This window comes from Caldifarcimen microaerophilum (genome assembly GCF_055387105.1).
In genome coordinates, this window is the sequence record NZ_AP038914.1 from 2154473 (window position 1) to 2173630 (window position 19158).

General features: G+C 59.8%; 20 protein-coding genes and 1 tRNA gene. 10 read left to right on the plus strand and 11 right to left on the minus strand.

Annotated elements, in window-relative coordinates; translation table 11 throughout:
- Positions 1 to 81: 81 nt before the first annotated feature.
- The 5 genes from AC6HU3_RS10185 (at position 82) to AC6HU3_RS10205 (ending at position 3388) form a co-directional block, all read left to right on the plus strand.
- Positions 82 to 1875 (plus strand): hypothetical protein, encoded by a 1794-nt coding sequence (locus AC6HU3_RS10185; RefSeq protein ID WP_497473652.1) that lies wholly within the window; start codon positions 82 to 84, stop codon positions 1873 to 1875.
- 15 nt (positions 1876 to 1890) lie between these two features.
- A complete protein-coding gene (locus tag AC6HU3_RS10190) occupies positions 1891 to 2022 on the plus strand; it encodes a hypothetical protein (protein ID WP_497473653.1) in 132 nt (43 codons plus the stop codon).
- A 95-nt stretch (positions 2023 to 2117) separates the two neighbouring features.
- Positions 2118 to 2498, plus strand: coding sequence for a transposase (locus tag AC6HU3_RS10195; RefSeq protein ID WP_497473649.1), 381 nt, complete (start codon positions 2118 to 2120; stop codon positions 2496 to 2498).
- A gap of 143 nt (positions 2499 to 2641) precedes the next feature.
- Entirely contained in the window at positions 2642 to 3052 is a 411-nt protein-coding gene (locus AC6HU3_RS10200; protein WP_497473654.1) for a hypothetical protein, read from the plus strand.
- A gap of 111 nt (positions 3053 to 3163) precedes the next feature.
- A complete protein-coding gene (locus AC6HU3_RS10205) occupies positions 3164 to 3388 on the plus strand; it encodes an integrase core domain-containing protein (RefSeq protein WP_497473271.1) in 225 nt (74 codons plus the stop codon).
- 179 nt (positions 3389 to 3567) lie between these two features.
- Here AC6HU3_RS10205 and pstA read toward each other — a convergent pair whose 3' ends face one another.
- The 4 genes from pstA to AC6HU3_RS10225 all read right to left on the minus strand — a co-directional run bounded on the left by pstA (position 3568) and on the right by AC6HU3_RS10225 (position 8462).
- Positions 3568 to 4404 carry a phosphate ABC transporter permease PstA gene (pstA, locus tag AC6HU3_RS10210; RefSeq protein WP_497473655.1) on the minus strand — a complete coding sequence of 279 codons (837 nt, stop codon included), beginning with the start codon at positions 4402 to 4404 and terminating at the stop codon, positions 3568 to 3570.
- Positions 4401 to 5339, minus strand: a complete 939-nt coding sequence (gene pstC / locus AC6HU3_RS10215; RefSeq protein WP_497473656.1) for a phosphate ABC transporter permease subunit PstC — start codon at positions 5337 to 5339, stop codon at positions 4401 to 4403. The genes pstA and pstC overlap by 4 nt, the downstream gene beginning before the upstream one ends.
- Complete coding sequence (gene pstS / locus AC6HU3_RS10220) at positions 5336 to 6322, minus strand: phosphate ABC transporter substrate-binding protein PstS (protein WP_497473657.1); 987 nt, start codon at positions 6320 to 6322, stop codon at positions 5336 to 5338. Before pstS ends, pstC begins: the two co-directional genes overlap by 4 nt.
- 775 nt (positions 6323 to 7097) lie before the next feature.
- Positions 7098 to 8462, minus strand: coding sequence for a TrpB-like pyridoxal phosphate-dependent enzyme (locus AC6HU3_RS10225; protein ID WP_497536318.1), 1365 nt, complete (start codon positions 8460 to 8462; stop codon positions 7098 to 7100).
- Between the two features lie 373 nt (positions 8463 to 8835).
- On the opposite strand from AC6HU3_RS10225, the gene AC6HU3_RS10230 reads away from it, so the two are divergent.
- From AC6HU3_RS10230 to AC6HU3_RS10250, 5 genes are all read left to right on the plus strand, one after another.
- The gene (locus AC6HU3_RS10230; RefSeq protein ID WP_497473658.1) at positions 8836 to 8973 is read left to right on the plus strand and encodes a hypothetical protein; all 138 of its coding nucleotides are present in this window, start codon (positions 8836 to 8838) and stop codon (positions 8971 to 8973) included.
- A 96-nt stretch (positions 8974 to 9069) separates the two neighbouring features.
- Positions 9070 to 9288: a hypothetical protein gene (locus tag AC6HU3_RS10235; protein WP_497473659.1), complete on the plus strand. Its 219-nt coding sequence runs from the start codon at positions 9070 to 9072 to the stop codon at positions 9286 to 9288.
- A 63-nt stretch (positions 9289 to 9351) separates the two neighbouring features.
- Positions 9352 to 9424, plus strand: a tRNA-Ala gene (locus AC6HU3_RS10240).
- 27 nt (positions 9425 to 9451) lie between these two features.
- Positions 9452 to 11890, plus strand: coding sequence for a Lon protease family protein (locus tag AC6HU3_RS10245; protein WP_497473660.1), 2439 nt, complete (start codon positions 9452 to 9454; stop codon positions 11888 to 11890).
- Positions 11887 to 12459, plus strand: coding sequence for a class II aldolase/adducin family protein (locus AC6HU3_RS10250; protein WP_497473661.1), 573 nt, complete (start codon positions 11887 to 11889; stop codon positions 12457 to 12459). The genes AC6HU3_RS10245 and AC6HU3_RS10250 overlap by 4 nt, the downstream gene beginning before the upstream one ends.
- Here AC6HU3_RS10250 and AC6HU3_RS10255 read toward each other — a convergent pair.
- The 7 genes from AC6HU3_RS10255 to trpS are packed head-to-tail and all read right to left on the minus strand — an operon-like array spanning position 12423 to position 19044.
- Complete coding sequence (locus tag AC6HU3_RS10255; RefSeq protein WP_497473662.1) at positions 12423 to 13703, minus strand: ComEC/Rec2 family competence protein; 1281 nt, start codon at positions 13701 to 13703, stop codon at positions 12423 to 12425. The genes AC6HU3_RS10250 and AC6HU3_RS10255 overlap by 37 nt on opposite strands.
- Positions 13690 to 14625 carry a lysylphosphatidylglycerol synthase transmembrane domain-containing protein gene (locus tag AC6HU3_RS10260; protein ID WP_497473663.1) on the minus strand — a complete coding sequence of 312 codons (936 nt, stop codon included), beginning with the start codon at positions 14623 to 14625 and terminating at the stop codon, positions 13690 to 13692. Before AC6HU3_RS10260 ends, AC6HU3_RS10255 begins: the two co-directional genes overlap by 14 nt.
- The gene (locus tag AC6HU3_RS10265) at positions 14622 to 15191 is read right to left on the minus strand and encodes a phosphoribosyltransferase family protein (protein ID WP_497473664.1); all 570 of its coding nucleotides are present in this window, start codon (positions 15189 to 15191) and stop codon (positions 14622 to 14624) included. The genes AC6HU3_RS10260 and AC6HU3_RS10265 overlap by 4 nt, the downstream gene beginning before the upstream one ends.
- Positions 15188 to 16426, minus strand: a complete 1239-nt coding sequence (hisS, locus tag AC6HU3_RS10270; RefSeq protein WP_497473665.1) for a histidine--tRNA ligase — start codon at positions 16424 to 16426, stop codon at positions 15188 to 15190. Before hisS ends, AC6HU3_RS10265 begins: the two co-directional genes overlap by 4 nt.
- A complete protein-coding gene (locus AC6HU3_RS10275; RefSeq protein WP_497473666.1) occupies positions 16423 to 17262 on the minus strand; it encodes a sugar phosphate isomerase/epimerase family protein in 840 nt (279 codons plus the stop codon). The genes hisS and AC6HU3_RS10275 overlap by 4 nt, the downstream gene beginning before the upstream one ends.
- Complete coding sequence (locus tag AC6HU3_RS10280) at positions 17246 to 17851, minus strand: riboflavin synthase (protein ID WP_497473667.1); 606 nt, start codon at positions 17849 to 17851, stop codon at positions 17246 to 17248. The genes AC6HU3_RS10275 and AC6HU3_RS10280 overlap by 17 nt, the downstream gene beginning before the upstream one ends.
- On the minus strand, positions 17851 to 19044 hold the full coding sequence (trpS, locus tag AC6HU3_RS10285; protein ID WP_497473668.1) for a tryptophan--tRNA ligase: 1194 nt from the start codon (positions 19042 to 19044) through the stop codon (positions 17851 to 17853). Before trpS ends, AC6HU3_RS10280 begins: the two co-directional genes overlap by 1 nt.
- Positions 19045 to 19158: the final 114 nt, after the last annotated feature.

A 19158-nucleotide genomic window follows, 5' to 3' on the forward strand; every position in this document is an offset into this window, starting at 1 on the left:
AATGTGCTGTCGGTTGACTCGATGCATTCCGCCGATATAGCGCAACTTGAAATTTCGAAGAGGTCGATGTAGGATTTCGTGATGATGACGGGATTTGTGTCTCTCCTCCTTCTTTCGGCCCTGCAGGTTCAGGGCGTGGCCGGGAAGAAGGGGGTGATGCTTGTCTTCGACGCCTTCGAGCCCGCAGGCATCCAGGAAGTGGGACTTCTGTTCCTTCTCTCACGGGGGAAATCCTCTGGCGATCCTCTGGCCCGGAAGGTGTGCACCCTTTCGGGGAAAACCTCTCCCATCTGTGCCCGCGCCCACACGGTGAGGGTGAAGCGTTTCCCTCTCCCTCCGGCGAGGCTTCAGGATACGGTGATGTGGGTGATGCGGGATGGGTGGAAGCGCGGGGCGGGAGAGGTGGGGTTGTGGGTTCGGGGAGTGGATGGGAACGTGGAGGTGGGGTGGTTGAAGGAAGGGGTGGGCTTGCAGGTGGTGGGGGACACCTTCCGCTGGCCTTTTGCGGGGTATGATCCGGGGCAAAGTTACACCTATCCATGGGGCGTGTATCCCGATGTGAACGTGCAGTGGTTCAAATTCTGGACATGGGGACATATGTTTGTGACCGAAGTGAAATCGGCGGTGAGTGATGGAAGGCTGTATATGGCGAATGGAGGGGAGGTGCTGGAGGTGATGGATGTGGAGACGGGTGAGGTGGTGGATTCGGTGGAGATGGTGTCGAATGTGAATGCAGCGGTGTTGATTGGGGATTCGTTGCTGGTGGTGGCGAGCACGTTTGGGACGCTGGAGCCGGAGAAGGACACGACGCTGAAGCTGTTTCGTTTGCCGGATCTGGAGCTGGTGTGGGGGATGACGGGGTTGAAAGCGGTGCAGTCGGTGATGGTGGTGGGGGACACGATTGTGACGGGAGGAGCAGGAGGGGTGAGGGCGATCACGGTGGACGGGCGGATCATTCAGCGCTGGCCGTTGTTTGGATGGATTCAGGTTCCAGTGCTGGTGTCGGACACGGTGCTGGTGGGGTGGGGGGAGGGGGAGGGGGGGAATCTGGTGTTTTACCGGTGGCCCACGGAGGATACGCTGTGGGTGGTGAATCTCAACATTGGAGGTGGGTGGCTTCGGGTGCTGCCTTCCTATCCAGATATCCTATGGGTGATGGAATACAATGAGCCGTTGTTCGGCCTTGTGCCGGCGAGCCGCCAGATTCTGGAAATCCCTACATCTCCTGAAGTTGCGGTGGCCACGGTGGGATGGCGAGATACGTTGCTGGTGATGGAAGCGTTCTGGGAATGGAACAGTCACGTCCTGGGGAGCACCCTGAAGGTGTGGGTTCCAGAGGGGGAGGGATGGAGGCTCGGCAGAAAGGTGTATATGCACTTGGGAGCGGGAGGAGGAGGACTGCCTGCGCTCAGCGGTTTGGGGGATTCCAGCGGTGCACTGTGGGTCGTCGCGCAATACGGATATGTGGTGGACCCGCAGAGATTCACGGTGGAACGCTTGGGAGAGATGCCTGGAAACTGGGATGACTGGCAATATGCCGTGCCCACCTCGTTTTTCTATCCGCTGTTCTATAAAGACCTTGTCATTCATGCCAACCGGATGGGGCGGTTTGTGTTGCGGGGGCAGAGTCAACCGCCACCGGGATGGGGTGAGGTGGAACGTCCTGTCCGGCTGGTGGTGCTCCCCCGACGGGTTCGGGTGGAACACATGCCCGAAACGTGGGAGGGGGCGTCCTTCTGGCTTCAGGACATGCTGGGGCGCAGGGTGGTTTCGGGAACGGTGCGGGGAAGGGTGCTGGAGGTGGGGCCGTTGAGACCGGGAGTGTATCGCCTTCGCATCGGCAACACCTGGATTCGGAAGGTTGTGGTTTTCTGAAACAGGAGGATGGTCATGAAAAGGGCGGGAGCGCGGGGGTTTGAATTTTTGAAAACTTTTCTATACTTTCCTGTCATGACCGAACGGCGGGGATGGTTGGTCCTGGTGGTTCTTTCTCTCGGTATGCGGGAGGAGGGAGGAAAGTAGATGAAACGCTTCGTCCCGGTGCTCGCACTTTGACCCGTCCGGAAAAACGTTTACATTTTTGGGTGTATCATAGGGGGGTCGGGGGAGGAGAAGAAATGTCTGGAAAAAGCAAGAAAAAACGGTACACGGAAGCCTTCAAACTTCAGGTGGTCCGGGAATATGAGGAAGGGGCTTCGCTATCATCCCTCCGGAGGAAGTATGGCATTGGAGGCACCATGACGATCAAGCGGTGGATTGAGCAATACAGCGTGCATCCACCTGTAACTTCGGGAACGGAAAACGACGCCGAAGCCGAGATCCGGAAACTCCGTCGCCGGATTGCCTGGATGGAGAAAACCATCGCCCGTCTGGCCGTGGAAAAGGCCGTTCTGGAAGGTACGCTGGAGATCTATCAGGAGACGTATGGAAAGGACCTCGCGAAAAAAAACGGACGGAGATCATCGAACGGGCGAGAGAAAAAGGAGGACCGGGGGTGATTCACACCCCATGGCGTTTTCTGAAGAAAACGCCATGGGGACCCCGAAAAACACCCCAAGCGATTTCCAAAGAAATCGCTTGGGGATCCCATCGCCCGGGGCGACGGAAAAACTCTACGCAGGGGTCCCCACGGAGTTTCCATATGGAAACTCCGTGGGGTGAGATGATCCGGAGGAAGCACCCCCGGATGGGCGGGCGAAAACTTCTTGTGAAGTTGAAGCCCTTTCTGGAACGAGAAGGGATCCGGATGGGACGGGACAGGCTGTATGCCCTTCTTCGAGAGACGGATCTGACGGTGCCATCCCCGCGATCCCGGGTTCGGACCACAAGATCCGGAGATCAGACTTTTCCCAATCGTCTGAAGGGTTTCTGGGTCACGGGTCCGGACCAGGTGTGGGTGGCAGATATCACGTTTTTGCCGGTGGGCGGGGATTTCCGCTTTACACCCCACGAAATTTCAGAGAAATTTCGTGGGGACCCCGCTTTCTTTCAGGGAGCAGCAGGATATTTTGGGGTCCCCATGGAAAAATCTCTGATTTTTCCATGGGGTTGAGTCCACGAACCGGCGGTACGTGGAGTATCTGGAAAGGCAGGGAATTCAGGCGAGCATGGGTCGGAAGGGGAATGCGTAGAGTACCCCACGGCGTTTCCTGAAGGAAACGCCGTGGGGGCCCAGCGGGCGATTGGGACGTTGAAGGGGGAGTATGGGCTTGGGGAGGGATTTCCGGACGAGGGGTCGTTGCGTCGGGCGGTGGAAGAGGCGATCAGGCTGTACAACACGGATCGTCCTCACGAGGCGTTGGGGTATGCGACACCGGAGGAGGTGTACAGAGGAGAGGTTGTCATTCCAGCTTTTGAAGCCATCAAAGCATCCGGGAGGCCATCATGAACCGACTCCCCCCTTCCGGATGTAAACATATAGCCGGACGGGACAGAGTGCTATCTCCCCTCCCCTGGTGGGAGGGGTTGGGGGAGGGGGAAAATGTGGCATACCGGAGGTCTCTGGTGGTGTCGGTGGGGCGGGTGAAATGGAGAGGGTATCCGCGGTGACGGGTCAGATTTCGTGCATTATGCTCCCGGCCCGTTCCGCCGAATCCCCCACTTGGCCAGGATGAAAAAGAGGAGCGTGGTGAAGGTTAAGATAAAAGAGGCCGCCCAGGCCTGGGCGTGCCACGTGTCATACGGACCCGTGGCATACTGGAAAATGGTCACGGTGAGGGAGGCCATGGGCTTGGTGGGATCCAGTTCGGTGAAGGCGTTGTTGAAGGACGTGAACAGGAGGGGCGCGGTTTCCCCGGAAATCCGGGCAATACCCAGGATCACCCCCGTGAGGATGCCCCGCCGGCCCGCCTGGAGGGTGACCTTCAACACGTCCACCTTGCGGGCGCCCAGGGCGAAAGCCGCTTCCCGGAGATGATCCGGGACCATCCGGAGGACTTCGTCGGTGGTGATGGCGATGATGGGGAGCATGAGAAGCGCGAGAGCCACGGACCCCGCAATCCCCATGAAATGCCCCACGGGCTGAACCATCAGTGCATACACCAGCGTCCCCACCACGATGGACGGGATGCTGGTCATCACATCCACGATGCTCCGCAACACCCGCGCCCAGGCGTGTGCGCGCCCGTATTCGGCAAAAAAGATGCCGGCACCGATGCCGATGGGAATGCCCATCAGAGCCGCAAGCCCGGTGATGATGGCGTGACCGATGAAGGCGTGTTTCAGCCCGCCCCCTTCCATGCCCGGAGGCACGGGGTCATGCAGAAAGAGGTCCAGGTGAAGGGCCTGGAAGCCGCGGATGGTGACGTCCGCCAGGATCCAGAGCAGAAAGACCAGGCCATACAGCGCGGCCAGGGCCGAAAGCCCCAGCATGGTGACGTTCACAAGCCTGCGCCTGTTTTTCATGCCCCCTCAAACCGCCTGCGAATCCGAAGAAACACGATCTCCTTGGCCACGTACATCAGCAGAAAACTCACCAGAAACAAAACCAGGGCGAGATAAAAGAGAGCCCCCAGATAGATGTCCGTGTCCGCCTCGGTGAATTCGTTGGCGATGGCCACCGTGATGGTGGTGAGAGGATCCAGAAGAGAACGGGGAATCTGATGGACGTTTCCTGTGAGGAACGCGACTGCCATGGTTTCCCCCAGCGCCCGTCCCACGCCCAGAATAAAGCCCGCTACAATTCCGGGAAAGGCGGTGGGAATCACCGCACCCCACACGGTTTCCCACTGGGTGGCTCCCAGACCGTAAGACGCTTCCTTGATGTGGTCTGGCACCATCTCAAAGGCGTCCTTGATGACGGTGGCCATGTAGGGAATGATCATGATGGAGAGGATGAAACTCGCCGTGAGGGCATCGATCCCCAGAGGGGCCCCGGAAAAGAGGGGACCGATCAGGGGAACCTTCCCCAGCGTGGTCTGGAGAAAAGGCTCCACGTGGTTGGCCATGAGGGGAGCGATCACAAACAGTCCCCACATTCCATAGATGATGCTTGGAATGGTGCCCAGGAGTTCCACCGCGGTGGTCCAGAAGGGTTTGAGGACACGGGGGGAGAGCTCGGTGATGAAAATGGCGATCCCGACGCTCACCGGAAAGGCGATCAGGGCGGAAAGGGCGGTGGTGAGGAGGGTTCCCGTGATGGCGGGAAGCGCCCCAAACACTTCCCGCACGGGGTCCCAGGTGGTTGAAACGAAAAACCGGAGTCCGAACTTTTCGATGGCGGGCCAGGCGTCTTTCAAAAGCCCCAGAAGGGTGAGCAGGGGGAAAATCGCACCAACAAACAGGGCGAGGGCCCCGAGAAAGGCCCCCACCCCATAATCGGCAAGGCGTTTCCGGATCATTCCATCAGGCCATTGGCTTTCCAGTAAGCCTGAATGGCTTCCTTTGCATTCTGCGGGAGGGGAATGTAGTGAAGTTTTTCCGCCGTGGCATCCCCCTTCTCAAAGGCCCACTGGAAAAACGCCACCACCCGCCGGTTGTTCTCTTTTTTCTCCCGGGCCAGGAGAATGAAGGTGGCTCCGGTGACGGGATAGGCGCGCTCTCCCGGTTCCCAGGTGAGCACCTCATAGAAGTGATTTTCCGGCTTCCAGCTGGCGTGGCGGGCGGCTTCCTGGAAGGCCTCCTCCGATGGTTCCACGAACTTTCCATCCCGGTTTTCCACCCGGGCGGTGGACAGGCGGTTCTGGAGGGCATAGGCGTATTCCACATATCCAATGCTTCCCTTGAGACGCCGGAGATAGTTGGCCACGCCCTCATTGCCTTTGCCACCGATTCCGGTGGGCCAGTCCACGGCTTTGCCATAACCTACTTTTTCCTTCCACTCCGGACAGGCCTGGGAAAGGAAGTGGGTGAAGATCCAGGTGGTTCCGGAACCATCCGAGCGGTGCACCACCCGGATGGGGAGATCCGGAAGGTTGACCCCTGGATTGGCCTTCTGGATGAGGGGATCGTTCCACCGGGTGACTTTGCCCAGAAACACGCCGCAGAGGGCTTCCGTGGTCAGGTTCAGTTCGGTGACTTTGGGAAGGTTGAAGGCCACCACCACCCCTCCGATGGCCACGGGAAACTGGAAGAGATTGTGTTTCTCAAGTTCTTCCGGCGTCATGGGGGCATCGCTTGCCCCGAAGTCCACCGTGCGGTTCACGATCTGCCGAACCCCTCCGCCGGAGCCAATGGACTGGTAATTGAGCCGGTTCCCCGTTTCTTTCTCATACTGATAGGCCCAGGACGAGAGCAGGGGATAGATGAAGGTGGAGCCTGCTCCCGTGAGGGTTGCCCCCAGGGTCAGGGCGGTGAGGGCCAGGATCGCTGCTGTGTGTCGCATATGTTCACCTCCCGGTTTGATGGACTGCAGCGGATGTGTCTGTAGGATACCGGGAATGGGTTAAAAGCGTATGAAACCAGCGTTAAGAATACGTGAATGGCAAGCGCCCCGGAGTTTGTCCCCGGGGCGGTGGGCGAAACGGGGCCACGGCGTCAGGACATCCGCACCTCAAACGCGCAGGCGTCGTATCCTCTGGCCCGGCAGGTCACCTCTTTGACCTGGACTTCTTCCCCGTGACGGCTTTCACAAAGCCCTGGGTGGACGAAGCAATGGGATGACACGCGGGTTTCTTTGCAGAGGTGGCTTCAGAAAAAAGGGCGGAGGGTGCTTTCAGGGTGAACCCGGTCTCGTCCCGGGATACCACGTCAAATTCCCCAGTGGCCTTGCCTGAGAAACGCCGCAACAATATCGGGAGGATCCGCGGGATCGGGCTCACCATCCTCCGAAATGAGGAAAGCCTCACGTCGGGCACATCCCGTTCCAGTTTCCGAAAGTATTCGTCAATCCTTTCGGCCAGTGTCATGGGTGACCGCCTGTTCGGTTCGCAGGATGATTGAAAAACCATTGCCAGAAGAAGGAGAGCGATAGAGTTCCGAACTTCCCCATGAGTACCGCACGAGACATATCAGGGCGGGGTGTTTCAGCTGTGAAACTTTCGCCGAAGCGGAATTCCCGGAAATGAAGCATCACCAGATCCGGAAGTGTCATGATGTTGCGAAAGGAAAGACTTGCGGTTTTACCGCGCGGCCGGGACATTGTCCCGGCCGCGCACGAATCAGGAGGCCCTCCGGGGCACCGCCTGGAGATGCTTTTCGAGTTCCTCTGCAGGCATCACGCTGGGAGAGAGCTCCCCTTTCAGGAACTGATCATAGGCGGCAAGATCAAAGTGTCCGTGCCCGGAGAGGTTGAACACGATCACCCGGGGCGTTCCTTCCTCCCGTGCCCGAAGGGCCTCATCTCGCGCCACCTTTACGGCATGGGCCGATTCCGGAGCGGGGATGATTCCCTGGGCCCGCACGAACTCCGTCGCCGCCTCAAAGACGCTTACCTGATCCACCGCCACCGCTTGGATGTAGCCTTCCTTATACAGCGCGGACACCACCGGCGCCATCCCGTGATACCGCAGCCCCCCTGCGTGGATAGGAGGCGGGACGAACCGGTGTCCCAGGGTATACATGGGCAATAGAGGCGTCATCCCGGCCGTGTCCCCAAAGTCATAAGCATACACCCCGCGGGTCAGGGAGGGTGCGGCCGCAGGTTCCACCGCAATCACCCGATACCGACGGCGATCTCCGGAACGAAGCATCTCTCCAAGGAAGGGAAAAACAAGGCCCGCGAAATTGGACCCTCCTCCCACGGCGCCGATCAGGATGTCGGGCTGTTCGCCCAGGATTTCCAGTTGCTTTTGCGTCTCAAGACCCAGGATGGTCTGGTGAAGGAGCACGTGATTGAGGACACTTCCCAGGCTGTAATGGGTTTGGGGATCTTGCAGGGCCACCTCCACCGCCTCGCTGATGGCGATCCCGAGACTGCCGGGATGATCGGGATCCTCCTCAAGGAATCGTTTTCCGGCTTCCGTGTGGGGACTGGGGCTGGGGATCACCCGGGCGCCGAAGGTTTCCATCAGGATCCGCCGGTAGGGCTTCTGTTCGTAACTCACCCGTACCATGTAGACCTCGCAGGCAAGACCAAACAGGGAGGAGGCGAAGGAGAGGGCGCTCCCCCACTGCCCGGCTCCGGTTTCGGTGGTGAGGCGGCGGATCCCCTCTTCCCGGTTATAGAAGGCCTGGGGAACGGCGGTGTTGGGCTTGTGGCTGCCCACTGGGCTGGTTCCCTCGTATTTGAAGTAAATGCGGGCGGGGGTGTCCAGGACCTTTTCCCACCGGCGGGCCCGGATGAGGGGGGTGGGCCTCCAGAGGCGATAGGCCTCCAGGACGGGTTCGGGGATCTCGATTTCCCGTTCGGTGGTACCCTCCTGTTCGATGAGGGCCCGCGGGAACAGTCCCTCCAGGGCCTCCGGGGGAAGGGGCTCACCGGTTTGAGGATGACGGGGCGGATCCGGAGGAAAAGGAAGATCCGCCAGGATGTTATACCATCTCCGGGGCATGTCCTGCTGATCCAGGACCACCACGTCGCGCATCGGACACCTCCTTGTTGGTGAAAACCCTTCAAAATAAAAAACCCCCGGCTTTCGCCGGGGGTCAGGATATCGCACAAGCCTCACGTTCAGGGCGGCGATACCCCGACCCCCTGGCGGCTCGTCCACCACCAGCCACGGAGGATCAGGGTGATCGCCACACCGCTCATGACGGTAGTGAGTATACAGAACCCCTTCCACCCCGTCAAGATCGGGGGCCTGATCTCCGGACAAGCGTATACCCCTGAAGTCGTTCATGCAATTTCTTTTTCCGGCTTCTCCTCAGAAACCCTCAAAGATACGGGAAGCTCACGAAATGCCGTCCACATCCAGACGCTTCTTTCCTGGAAGGTTCTCTGGAAATCGTCCCCTTGTGATGGACCGGGAATTCAGCTATACGACTCTCCTGCGCCATCTCTCACCCCATGGCGTTTCCTTCAGGAAACGCCATGGGGACCCCGGAAAGTATTCGTTAGTCAACGTGGGCGTGGGGGCGGGTGACCTTGATGGCTGATGACCACACCGGAACCTGAAGAAGCGCTGCGGTTGTGCCGGAGGCGGATGGAGAGGAGATGGGGGAATCGTTCCGGGACAAAAGCTGGTAGGATTTTTGCTCCTGGTCTACGGTATTGTGCTGCTTCTTGGAGGAGAGGTACGCCAGGAACTTTTCCGTCGTACAGGCTCTGCAAGATGGAAACGCTTTTCCGGGCCTTTTATCCTGCTTGAGAAGAAATGGCGATTGCCGCTCAAAGAATGGAGATCCTTGATTCAACGTGTGCACCACACGTTCATCCAATCCCTCTTCCCGGGTGTCCGAACTCATGGGTGAACTTCAGCATGCGAGATGTTGAAAATCTCTCCCCCCTCCCCTATACTTATGAGGCTTTCACGTGGGGCCGTAGCTCAGCTGGGAGAGCGCCAGGCTGGCAGTCTGGAGGTCGTGGGTTCGAATCCCACCGGCTCCACGTTCTTTTTCTCTCAAGGAGCATACCATGGCCGAATTCAAGCCTTCCCCTCTTGCTCTGGAAGATCTGTTCCGACCCTGTCATGAAGAGGAACTCGGGTTTTCCTCCACCCGGGAACTGGAACCCCTGAAGGAGATCGTCGGTCAGCCCAGGGCGGTGGAAGCCCTTTCCCTCGGACTTGCCTTTTCCCGGAAAGGTTACAACGTCTATGTGGCCGGGCCACCGGGAACGGGCAAGCGGACCCTGGTGGAAGAAGAGCTGAAACGGGTGGCGAAAACCCTCCCCACACCGCCAGATCTTGTCTATCTCTTCAATTTTGAGGATCCCACCAAGCCCAACGCGGTCACCCTTCCTGCGGGGATGGGGCGGACACTCCGGAAAGACATGGAAGAACTCATCCAGAACGTTCAGCGCGCCATCCGCACCGCCTTTGAGTCCGAAACCTTTGCCCAGGCTCGCCAGCAGATCCTCCGGGAAAACGAACAGCGGAAACAGGAAATTCTCTCAGACCTCCAGAAGAAAGCCAGCGCCCTGGGGTTCCAGGTTCAGATGACCCCCTTCGGCATCATTCTCATCCCCATCTGGGAAGGGAAGCCCCTTTCTCCTCAGGATTTTGCCCGTCTCTCTCCAGACGTGCGGGCCAACCTGGAACATCAGCGCCAGCTTCTGGAAGAGGACGTGCAGCGCACCCTTCAGACCTTCCGGAAAATCGATCGGGAAACCCAGGAAAGGGTCCAGGAGCTGGAGAAGCAAACGGCCCAGAACGCCATCACGCCGCTGATTGACGAACTGAAAGCCCGCTATCGGGACGTGGACGAAATTCCGGACTATCTTTCCGCCGTTCAGGAAGACATGCTCCGGAACTTCCAGATCTTTCTTCAGGGAGAACTTCCTCAGGGACCTCAGAACCCCCTGCGGCGCTATCAGGTGAACGTCCTGGTGGATCATTCTGAAACCGAGGGTGCGCCTGTGGTGTTTGAATACCATCCCTCCTTCACCAACCTGGCGGGGCGGGTGGAGCGGGAAGCCGTGATGGGGGTGCTTCAGGCGGATTTCACCCTGATCCGTCCGGGAAGTTTTCACCGGGCCAACGGGGGATTTCTGGTGATTGAAGCCCTGGAACTGTTCAAATATCCCTGGGCCTATGACGTTCTGAAACAGATTCTGAAAACCGGCAACATTCAGATTCAGGATCCGGGAGAACGCCTGGGCGTGATCCCGACGAAAGGCGTGGAACCTGAACCCGTTCCTTTTACCGGGAAAGTGATTTTGATTGGCGAAACCTGGATCTATCACCTCCTCTATCAGATGGACCCCGATTTTCCGGAACTCTTCAAGGTGAAGTCGCCCTTTGACACCACCATGCCCCGGACGTCCGAGTCCTCCCGTCTGATCGGACGGTTTGTGGCGGGTTTGTGCGAACAGGAAAATCTTCTTCCCTTTGATGCATCGGGGGTGGCCGCGGTGGTGGAATATGCCTCCCGCCTTTCCGATGACAAGGAGAAGCTCACTCTCCGGTTTTCGGAGATTGCGGACCTGGTGGAGGAAGCCCACTTCTTTGCCCAGCAGTCCGGAAGCGAGGTGGTGAAGCGGGAGCACGTGGAAACCGCCCTGGAAAAGCGCCGGTTCCGGCTGAATCTGTATGAGGAAAAAACGCTGGAACACATCGCCCGGGGAACCATCCTCGTGGACACAGAAGGCGAACGGGTGGGGGCGGTCAACGGCCTCGCCGTGTTCGACCTCGGCGATTATCGCTTTGCCCGCCCCTACCGGATCACCGCCCGCGCCGTCCCCTCCCGGGCCGAAGGGCTCCTGAACATCGAAAAAGAAGCCGGTCTTTCCGGCAAAATCCACAACAAGGCCGTGCTGATCCTGGGTGGCTATTTCAAATCCCAGTACGGCGGGCTCTTTCCCCTCTCTTTCAGCGCTCAGATCGCCTTTGAACAGAGTTACGGGATGCTGGAGGGAGATTCCGCCACAGTCGCCGAGCTCCTGGCCCTTCTTTCGGCCATTGGAGACATCCCGGTTCGCCAGGACGTGGCCATCACAGGCTCTCTCAATCAGCTGGGAGAGGTTCAGCCCGTGGGTGGTGTGAACGAAAAGGTGGAGGGCTTTTTCCGGGCATGCAAGGCAAAGGGGCTCACCGGAACTCAGGGGGTGATCCTCCCTGTCCAGAACGTTCGGAATCTCATGCTGGATCGGGAGGTACGGGAGGCGGTCCAGGCAGGCCGGTTCCACATCTGGGCGGTGCGCCATCTGGATGAGGTGATCCCCATCATGACTGGACTTCCGGCGGGGAAGCGTCTTCCCGACGGGACGTTTGAAGAAGGATCCTTCCACGCCCGTGTGCTGGAACGTCTGCGCGCCTTTTATGACGTGATCCGGGCCCGAAAAGAGACCCCTGAGGCCCAGAAGTCCGGCAACGACGCCAGCGATACGCACGAAAACCACGACACCTCCGCATGACCCATCCGCCCCTTCCCACCGCCCGGCTGGAAGAAATCCTGGAGCATGTTCGGTTTCTTTCGGAGCAGGGGTTTCTCTGGGCCACCGAAGGGAATTTCAGCCTGAGAGGCGAAGAGGGCTTCTGGATCACCCCCGGAGGCAAAGAGAAACGCCATCTCACCCCTGACGATTTCGTCTGGGTTCCCTTTGAGGGCAACGTCCCGCCGGAAGCGTCTTCCGAATGGCGATTTCACCGGGCCATCTATCAGGCGGTCCCCACACGGACCGTGTATCACACCCATCCCCCCTTCTCGGTGGCGGCAAGCCATGCCCTTCCCGGTGTGTATCACCCCATTCTCGAAGAGGTTCGCCTGTTTGAAGGCGCTGTGCCCGTGGTGGAGGGGCCCACCGGAACCCAAACACTGGCCGAGCGCATTGTCTCGGTCGTCCGTGAGGGGGCCAAAGCCATCATCCTTCGCGATCACGGTCTTGTGACGCTGGGGGAAACACCCCAGGAGGCCTTTCACCGCACCCTGCGGGTGGAGCGGGAATTTCAGGTGGTTTCTCTGCGCCGCCTCTGGAGCCCATAAAGCCCCAGCATTCCCCCGTACAGTCCCACCATCTCCCATTCCGAAAGCCGGACGTCCAGGAATCCCGGCAACCTTTCGGCAACGTTGAGAAGAAAGCCCATCAGGTGATGGGCGATCCAGGCAAAGGGATGGCCGCCCGCGAGCGAAAGCATGGCCTCGCTGTAGGCAAGCCCCACCAGGGGAAGGGCCAGAGCGTTCCACAGAGGTGCGAGCAGGTTCACACCGCCAAAAGTCCAGGCAAGATAGGGCCAGGTGGCGAGACTGGCTCCCAGAGAAACCATCAGGCCCTGAATGAAGCCGGGCAGGCCCCGTGCTTCAGGAAGGACAAGAAAAATCCCGCCCGTTGCAAGAAAGGAGAGGATCAGTCCGGGGGATGAAGCCTGGTGGGGCGCAACCAGAAGGGACAGGAAGAGGGCGCCTCCCCAGACCTGGGCTAAGCGAAGGGGACGGCCCAGAAGTCTCCCCGCAACCCACAACCCCGCCATGACCGACGCCCGGAGGACCGAAGGTCGCACCCCCACCCCCCAGAGATACAGCACAAGACCAGAGAGAAGGAGCACATAACGCCACCGGAAGGGAAGGCCCAGCATGACGCCCAGAAGCCACACCATCCCCAGCCAGAACCCCACGTGCAAACCGGACAGGGCCAGGATGTGGAAGAGCCCGGCCCGTTTCAACGCCTCCCGCACGGATCGAGAGAGTCCCAGACGGTTCCCCAGAAGCATGGCCATGAACACCCCCCGGGTTTCAGGCGGATAGACGTCCAGACGTTCAGCCACCCACCGCCGGATCCGGGCCCGGACACCCGGCGCCGGTTGGGCTTCCAGCGTATCGCCCCGAAAACTCGTCACAGCACCCTGGACCGTCAGACGCCCGGCCACCGTCCGGACAGATCCCGGGGGCGTGAGGGGTGTGCTCAGTGAAATCCGTATGGGCGCAAAATCGGAAGAGCCGGGGGCTCTCCAGGCCACCACCTGATCCTCCTCCACCCGGAAAACCCCCACCCACTCCCGGGAAGCCTCCCTGGTTCCGAGAAAAACACCCAGCAGCCCCACCAGGAACAGGAAGCGAAATCGAAGGGAAACCAGCGCCAGAATGCCCAGCATTAGAAGGAGAATGCCCTTCATCCATAACGGAAGAACCAGGAGACTCCAGAGCACGATCCCCGCACCGAAAAGGGGGGCGCCCGTCAAAAACCGGTCAGGGGAAACCGGGAAGGATAAACGCCCTTCAGGGTTCCTCATGAAGAACGGCCTGGATCCGATCCCGTTCCAGAAGCCACAGGAAAGCTCCCGGAAGGGCTGCAAGCACGCTCACCGCGTAATACAGGAGGCTTGAAGCGAAAGCCGCCTCCCGGCTCATGAACCGGGAAAAGGCCGCCACGAACCCCCCTTCCCGGATCCCGAGTCCACCCACCGTAACGGGAATCATGGTCAGGGCGTTGATCAGGCTCACATACGCCAGGGTGGCCGGAAGGGAAGGGGGAGAGGACGTCACGGCACGCAATGTCAGATGCGCGGCCAGCACATAGAAAAACTGGAAGGCCAGGGAAATGCCTGCCGAAAGGAGAAGGCGTCCGGGCGCCCGGGCAAAACGCCGGGTGGCTTCGTAAAGACGGAGTATGTAGTGCCCTCCACGAATGGGTTCAGCCACCCGGCGGAGAATCTTTCCCACAGGCTCGAGAAACACCACAATCCACCCCGCTGTCATGGACAGAAGCGCAAGCCCCAGGGGATACACCAGGGCCTTCTCTTTCAAACCCACAGCCCCCAGGAAGGCAAGGAAGAGAATGGCCCAGAACCCCACCACCCGATCCACCAGAATGGAAGCAAGACCTTCCCCCCGCTTTCCGGGAAGATCCCGCCACAGATAGACACCCCGAACCGCATCAATGGAGAAACCACCGGGAAGAAGATATCCGGCAAAGTGAGAGATGTAGGTGAGCTTCAGGAGATCCCGGAAAGGGACACGGACCGAACTTCCATCCAGCAGGATCTTCCACCGGAAGGTGAGGAGAACATACGCCACGTGAACGGACAGAAAGGCGAGAAGGAGATCCACAGGAGAGGACTGTCCCACGAGCGCCAGAACGGCCTGAACATCCATTCGGGAAAGGAGCCAGGCAAGGAGGGCGAAAGCGATCAGAACACGCAGGAGGACCTTCATGCTGTTCCCTTTCCCCGAACCGCGAGGGGAACGCCCTGGCGGCACAGAGGGCAGGCCTCCGGCGGATAGGCATCCAGGGGCATACGGATGGCTGAAATCACGGGGAAGGGAAAACCCTGCGCGCCTTCTTTCCGCCGGTCAATGAGCACAAAGGCGCCTACGACCTCCACCGAAGGGGGAAGGGCATCCAGGGTGGCGCGGAGCGAGGAGCCTGTGGTGAGAACGTCGTCGGCAAGAAACACCCGCATGCCTCGCGTGAACACAAACCCCCGCCGGAACACCCGCCGGTCTCCCTGACGTTCCGCGTAATAGGCGCGGACCCGCAGCTGCCGGGCCAGTTCATAGGCCACGAGCACGCCGCCCGTGGTGGGTCCCACGATCACATGGGGGGAGCGTTGAGAGACGAGTGGGAGGGCGTCGGACACGAGGGAAGAGAGAAGCTCCGGATCTTCTAAGATGCGGAATTTTTCCACATACACCGCGGCGTGGAGGCCGGAGGTGAGGAGAAAGTGGCCGCGGAGTACGGCTCCGCGCTCTTCCAGCACCCGGATCCAGTCTGTGGTCATGACTCTTTCAGCGTCTTGTGAAGGAAAGCCAGGATGCCCTCCCGGGGCACCACCGCGTCTTCGCCGGAAGCCATGTCCCGGACCCGAACCTTCCCCATCCGGCGTTCCTCTTCGCCCACGAAGAGGACGAGCCGGGCCTGGAGGCGGTTGGCCAGGCGCATGCGGGCTTTGAGGCTTCGCCGCTCCGGGTACACATGCACCCGCCAGGGTCCTTTTCCGGTGATGGCCTCCCCCAGCGCCATGGCGTCGGGGAGATCGGGTTCGTCCACCCCCAGGACCACCACGAGGGGTGGAAGGGAAGGCGCCTCCATGCGGGAGGCAAGATGGAGACGTTCCACGCCCATGGCGAATCCTGAAGCCGGGGTGTCGGGTCCCCCAAGATAGGCCACGAGACCGTCATAGCGCCCCCCTCCCCCCACCGCATCCTGGGCACCGAGCCCTTCCGCTTTGAACTCAAACACGGTGTGGGTGTAATAATCCAGTCCCCGAACCAGCCGGGGATTTTCCACAAAGGGAATGCCCGCCCGGGCAAGGCCCTCTTTCACGGATTCGTAAAAGGCGCGGCTTTCTGCCCCAAGAAACTCCACCAGCCGGGGTGCATCCTCCAGGTGGGGGCCGTCAATCTTGCAGTCCAGCACCCGGAGGGGATTGCGCTCTTTCCGCTTCTCGCAGTCCTGACACAGCGGTTTGTCTTCAAGGTATTTCCGGAGTTCTTCCCGGTAGCGTGCGCGCTCATCGGGTGTTCCGAGGGTGTGCAGTTCCAACCGCCAGGAAGAAACGCCCGCGGCCTCAAGAATTTCTGTGGCGATCTGGATGAGAAGAACATCCGAAGCGGGATGGGCATAGCCCAGAAACTCCACGCCCACCTGCCAGAATTCCCGCAGGCGCCCTTTTTGAGGACGCTCGGCCCGGAAGTTGTTGATATGGTATCCCAGACGAAGGGGAGGCTGCATGCGGTGCTCCAGAAAGGCCCGCACCACCGGGGCCGTGCCTTCGGGTCGGAGGGTTACCCGGCGCCCTCCCCGATCCTGAAAGGTGAACATCTCCTTTTCCACGATGTCGGTGGCCTCGCCAATGCTGCGCTCAAAAAGTTCGGTTCGCTCCAGGGTGGGCGTGGTGATCCAGTGCACGTCGTGGGCAAGAAAGATGTTCCGAACGCGGTCCAGAAACGCATGTCTCCAGCGCATCTCCTCAGGCAGAAGATCCTCAAATCCACGCAGACGCTGAAACTTCATGGGGCATCCTCCGGAATGTAGGTTCGGAGAAAGGCATCAATCCGCTCCCGGGCCATTCGGAGAAACTCGGAGAAGGGGACGTCTCCATAGGTGTTGTAAATTTCAAATGTGAAGGGAACGGACGCCTTTCGGAGCACCCCCATCACCTGATCCCAGGGAACCCTTCCCTTCTCGTCCGGGAGGATGTGATCATCCATCCCCTCGCCCCAGTTGTCTGAAAGGTGGGTGTGGATCACCCGGTGACCCAGGCGTTCCCAGAATTCGGAGACCTGGGTGTTGCTCATCACGAGATGAGATGTGTCCATGCACACCCCGATCTCGTCAGGGAGGTCCGACATCAGGGCCACGAGATCATCCAGACGCCGTCCCCAGAACTTGGGCATCATGTTTTCCACCGCAATCCGGATACCGTGCTCCCGGGCCTCCGGCAGGAGGCGTTCCAGGGCTTCCCGGACCCGGATCAGACGACGGGGATTGCGGTCGTCGGAATAGATTCCTCCCGGATGGATGACCACCACCTTCACCCCCAGCACCTGGCCCACCTGAAAGGACACCCGGATCTTGTCCACGGACCGGCTCCACAAGTCCTGGTTCTCGGAAGTGAGGTCCACGTCCACAAACGGCGCGTGGAGAGAATAAAAGACAAGCCCATGTTCATCTGCCTTCTTCCGAACAGCCCGGGCATCGGCTTCCTTCCAGGGGGCATCCACGAACACCGCCTCGAGATGATGAAATCCCGCTTCACGAAAGAGGTCCAGATAAGGAAGAAGGGGGGTCTTCCAGAGAAAACCCGTGGAAAACACAACGGGACGTTTGTTTTCAGCGGGTTGTGACATAGGCCGTTCCCAGCCGGAGCACGTATTTTCCGATCACGTCAAATTCCACATTCACGGGGGCTCCTGCCCCTTTTTCCAGAAAATGGGTTCGTTCCAGGGTGTGGGGGATGAGCTGGATCTCCACGCGGGTGTCCTGGATCCCGTTGACGGTGAGGGACACCCCGTCCACGGCAATGGACCCCTTCTCCACAAGAAGTGGGGCAAACTCCTCCCGGAGCACGTCCACGGTCATGCGGGCTCCTTCCCGGGTTTGAACCAGGGCCCGGATCACCCCCACCGTATCCACGTGGCCCAGGACCAGGTGTCCGTCCAGCGGATCCCCCATCCGGAGAGGTCGTTCCAGATGAACCTTCTGACCGGGGCGAACCCCCATGCCGAAGTGGGTTTTCTCAAGGGTTTCCGGAGAAAGGAAGACCCGGAACCGCTCGTCTTTCACCTGTTCCGCGGTCAAACACGCTCCGTCTACGGCTACCGAATCCCCCACCCGGAGATCCCGGGCGAGTTCTGATCGGATCCAGAAACGAAGGCCTTCCTCCGTCGGTGTGGGATCCTCCACCACCCCCAGATGACGGATGAGACCGGTGAACATCAGGAAGCGCCTCCCGGCCGGGGCATGCCCATGGCCTCATACACCTGTTCCATGGTGGATCGCGCCATTTCCCGCGCCTTTCGCGTTCCCTCTTCCAGAATATCCCAGACGTCCTGACGACGCTTTTCAAAACGAGACCGGGCTTCCCGGAGTTCGTCCATTTTGGGTTCCAGATGTTCAAGCAGACGCGCTTTGCACGCCACGCATCCCAGCGCACCGGACCGGCAGTCCCGTTCAATGGCTTCCACTTCCTGGGCAGGGGTGACGATGCGGTGGAGGTGGAACACCGGGCAGATCTCGGGCCGGCCCGGATCGTTCTTGCGCACCTTCTGGGGGTCGGTGAACATGCCCCGCACTTTCTTCGCAAGGCTTTCCCGATCTTCTCCGATGACGATGGTGTTGTTGTAGGACTTGGACATCTTCCGACCGTCCGTGCCCAGGACTTTTTTGTGTTCGGTGAACAGGGGACGGGGGATGGGGAACACCTCTTTCCGGTAGGTCCGGTTGAAACGCCGGGCCAGCTCCCGGGTGAGTTCCAGGTGGGCTGCCTGATCTTCCCCGATGGGCACAAAGGCCGGACGATAGAGGAGCACATCGGCCGACTGGAGGACCGGATACCCCAGCCGCCCGTAGCTCACGAGGTGACCGTAGGACAGTTCTTCCTCCACCTCCTGTCCGGCAGCCTTCAGGCTGTCCAGAAAGGTCTTCTTCATCTCCGCTTTCAGGATGGCTTCCCGATCCGGGTGATTCTGAAGCTCCGACAGGCGGGCGAAAAGGGTATCGGCGGTTCTCTGGCTTGCCTCTTCGAGAAGGTTCTTCTGCTGGGTCCGGAGTTCTTCTGCTTTGAGCTGCGCCACGTATTCTTTCAGCGTGGGCATCCGGGTGAGACGGGAGACCGTGGTGAGCATGGAAAGGACCATGTGGAGTTCCACATGCTCGGGAATCCAGGACTGCACGAAGAGAACGGCCTTTTCGGGGTCCACGCCGGAAGCCAGCCAGTCCATCACCATTTCTTCGATGTTGGTCCGGAACTCCAGGGATTTTCGGGGATCTTCCGTCAGGGCATGCCAGTCCGCCACAAAGAAATAGCATGCATACCGGTTCTGCAGATCCTTCCAGTTCTCCAGAACACCAAAAAGATGTCCGAGATGCAAACGCCCCGTCGGGCGCATACCCGAAAGAACCCGTTCCACCGTCGGTATCCTCCTTTCCGGCGTTGGGCTATATCCTACACCCCCTCCGTGCAACTGTCAACCACACGCATTGGCTCCAGCGTTGATGCTCCGGTCCCAAACCTCTATCCTTCG

Bases quoted from the DNA above. Each gene is read 5' to 3' on its own strand.
- AC6HU3_RS10200 (WP_497473654.1), top strand. From the start codon at position 2,642: ATGGAAACTCCGTGGGGTGAGATGATCCGGAGGAAGCACCCCCGGATG.
- AC6HU3_RS10280 (WP_497473667.1), bottom strand. From the start codon at position 17,851: ATGTTCACCGGTCTCATCCGTCATCTGGGGGTGGTGGAGGATCCCACA.
- pstS (WP_497473657.1), bottom strand. From the start codon at position 6,322: ATGCGACACACAGCAGCGATCCTGGCCCTCACCGCCCTGACCCTGGGG.
- AC6HU3_RS10265 (WP_497473664.1), bottom strand. From the start codon at position 15,191: ATGACCACAGACTGGATCCGGGTGCTGGAAGAGCGCGGAGCCGTACTC.
- AC6HU3_RS10230 (WP_497473658.1), top strand. From the start codon at position 8,836: ATGGACCGGGAATTCAGCTATACGACTCTCCTGCGCCATCTCTCACCC.
- AC6HU3_RS10260 (WP_497473663.1), bottom strand. From the start codon at position 14,625: ATGAAGGTCCTCCTGCGTGTTCTGATCGCTTTCGCCCTCCTTGCCTGG.
- AC6HU3_RS10225 (WP_497536318.1), bottom strand. From the start codon at position 8,462: ATGCGCGACGTGGTGGTCCTGGATCAGCAGGACATGCCCCGGAGATGG.
- AC6HU3_RS10185 (WP_497473652.1), top strand. From the start codon at position 82: ATGATGACGGGATTTGTGTCTCTCCTCCTTCTTTCGGCCCTGCAGGTT.
- AC6HU3_RS10195 (WP_497473649.1), top strand. From the start codon at position 2,118: ATGTCTGGAAAAAGCAAGAAAAAACGGTACACGGAAGCCTTCAAACTT.
- pstC (WP_497473656.1), bottom strand. From the start codon at position 5,339: ATGATCCGGAAACGCCTTGCCGATTATGGGGTGGGGGCCTTTCTCGGG.
- AC6HU3_RS10245 (WP_497473660.1), top strand. From the start codon at position 9,452: ATGGCCGAATTCAAGCCTTCCCCTCTTGCTCTGGAAGATCTGTTCCGA.
- pstA (WP_497473655.1), bottom strand. From the start codon at position 4,404: ATGAAAAACAGGCGCAGGCTTGTGAACGTCACCATGCTGGGGCTTTCG.
- AC6HU3_RS10275 (WP_497473666.1), bottom strand. From the start codon at position 17,262: ATGTCACAACCCGCTGAAAACAAACGTCCCGTTGTGTTTTCCACGGGT.
- AC6HU3_RS10255 (WP_497473662.1), bottom strand. From the start codon at position 13,703: ATGAGGAACCCTGAAGGGCGTTTATCCTTCCCGGTTTCCCCTGACCGG.
- AC6HU3_RS10250 (WP_497473661.1), top strand. From the start codon at position 11,887: ATGACCCATCCGCCCCTTCCCACCGCCCGGCTGGAAGAAATCCTGGAG.
- AC6HU3_RS10190 (WP_497473653.1), top strand. From the start codon at position 1,891: ATGAAAAGGGCGGGAGCGCGGGGGTTTGAATTTTTGAAAACTTTTCTA.
- hisS (WP_497473665.1), bottom strand. From the start codon at position 16,426: ATGAAGTTTCAGCGTCTGCGTGGATTTGAGGATCTTCTGCCTGAGGAG.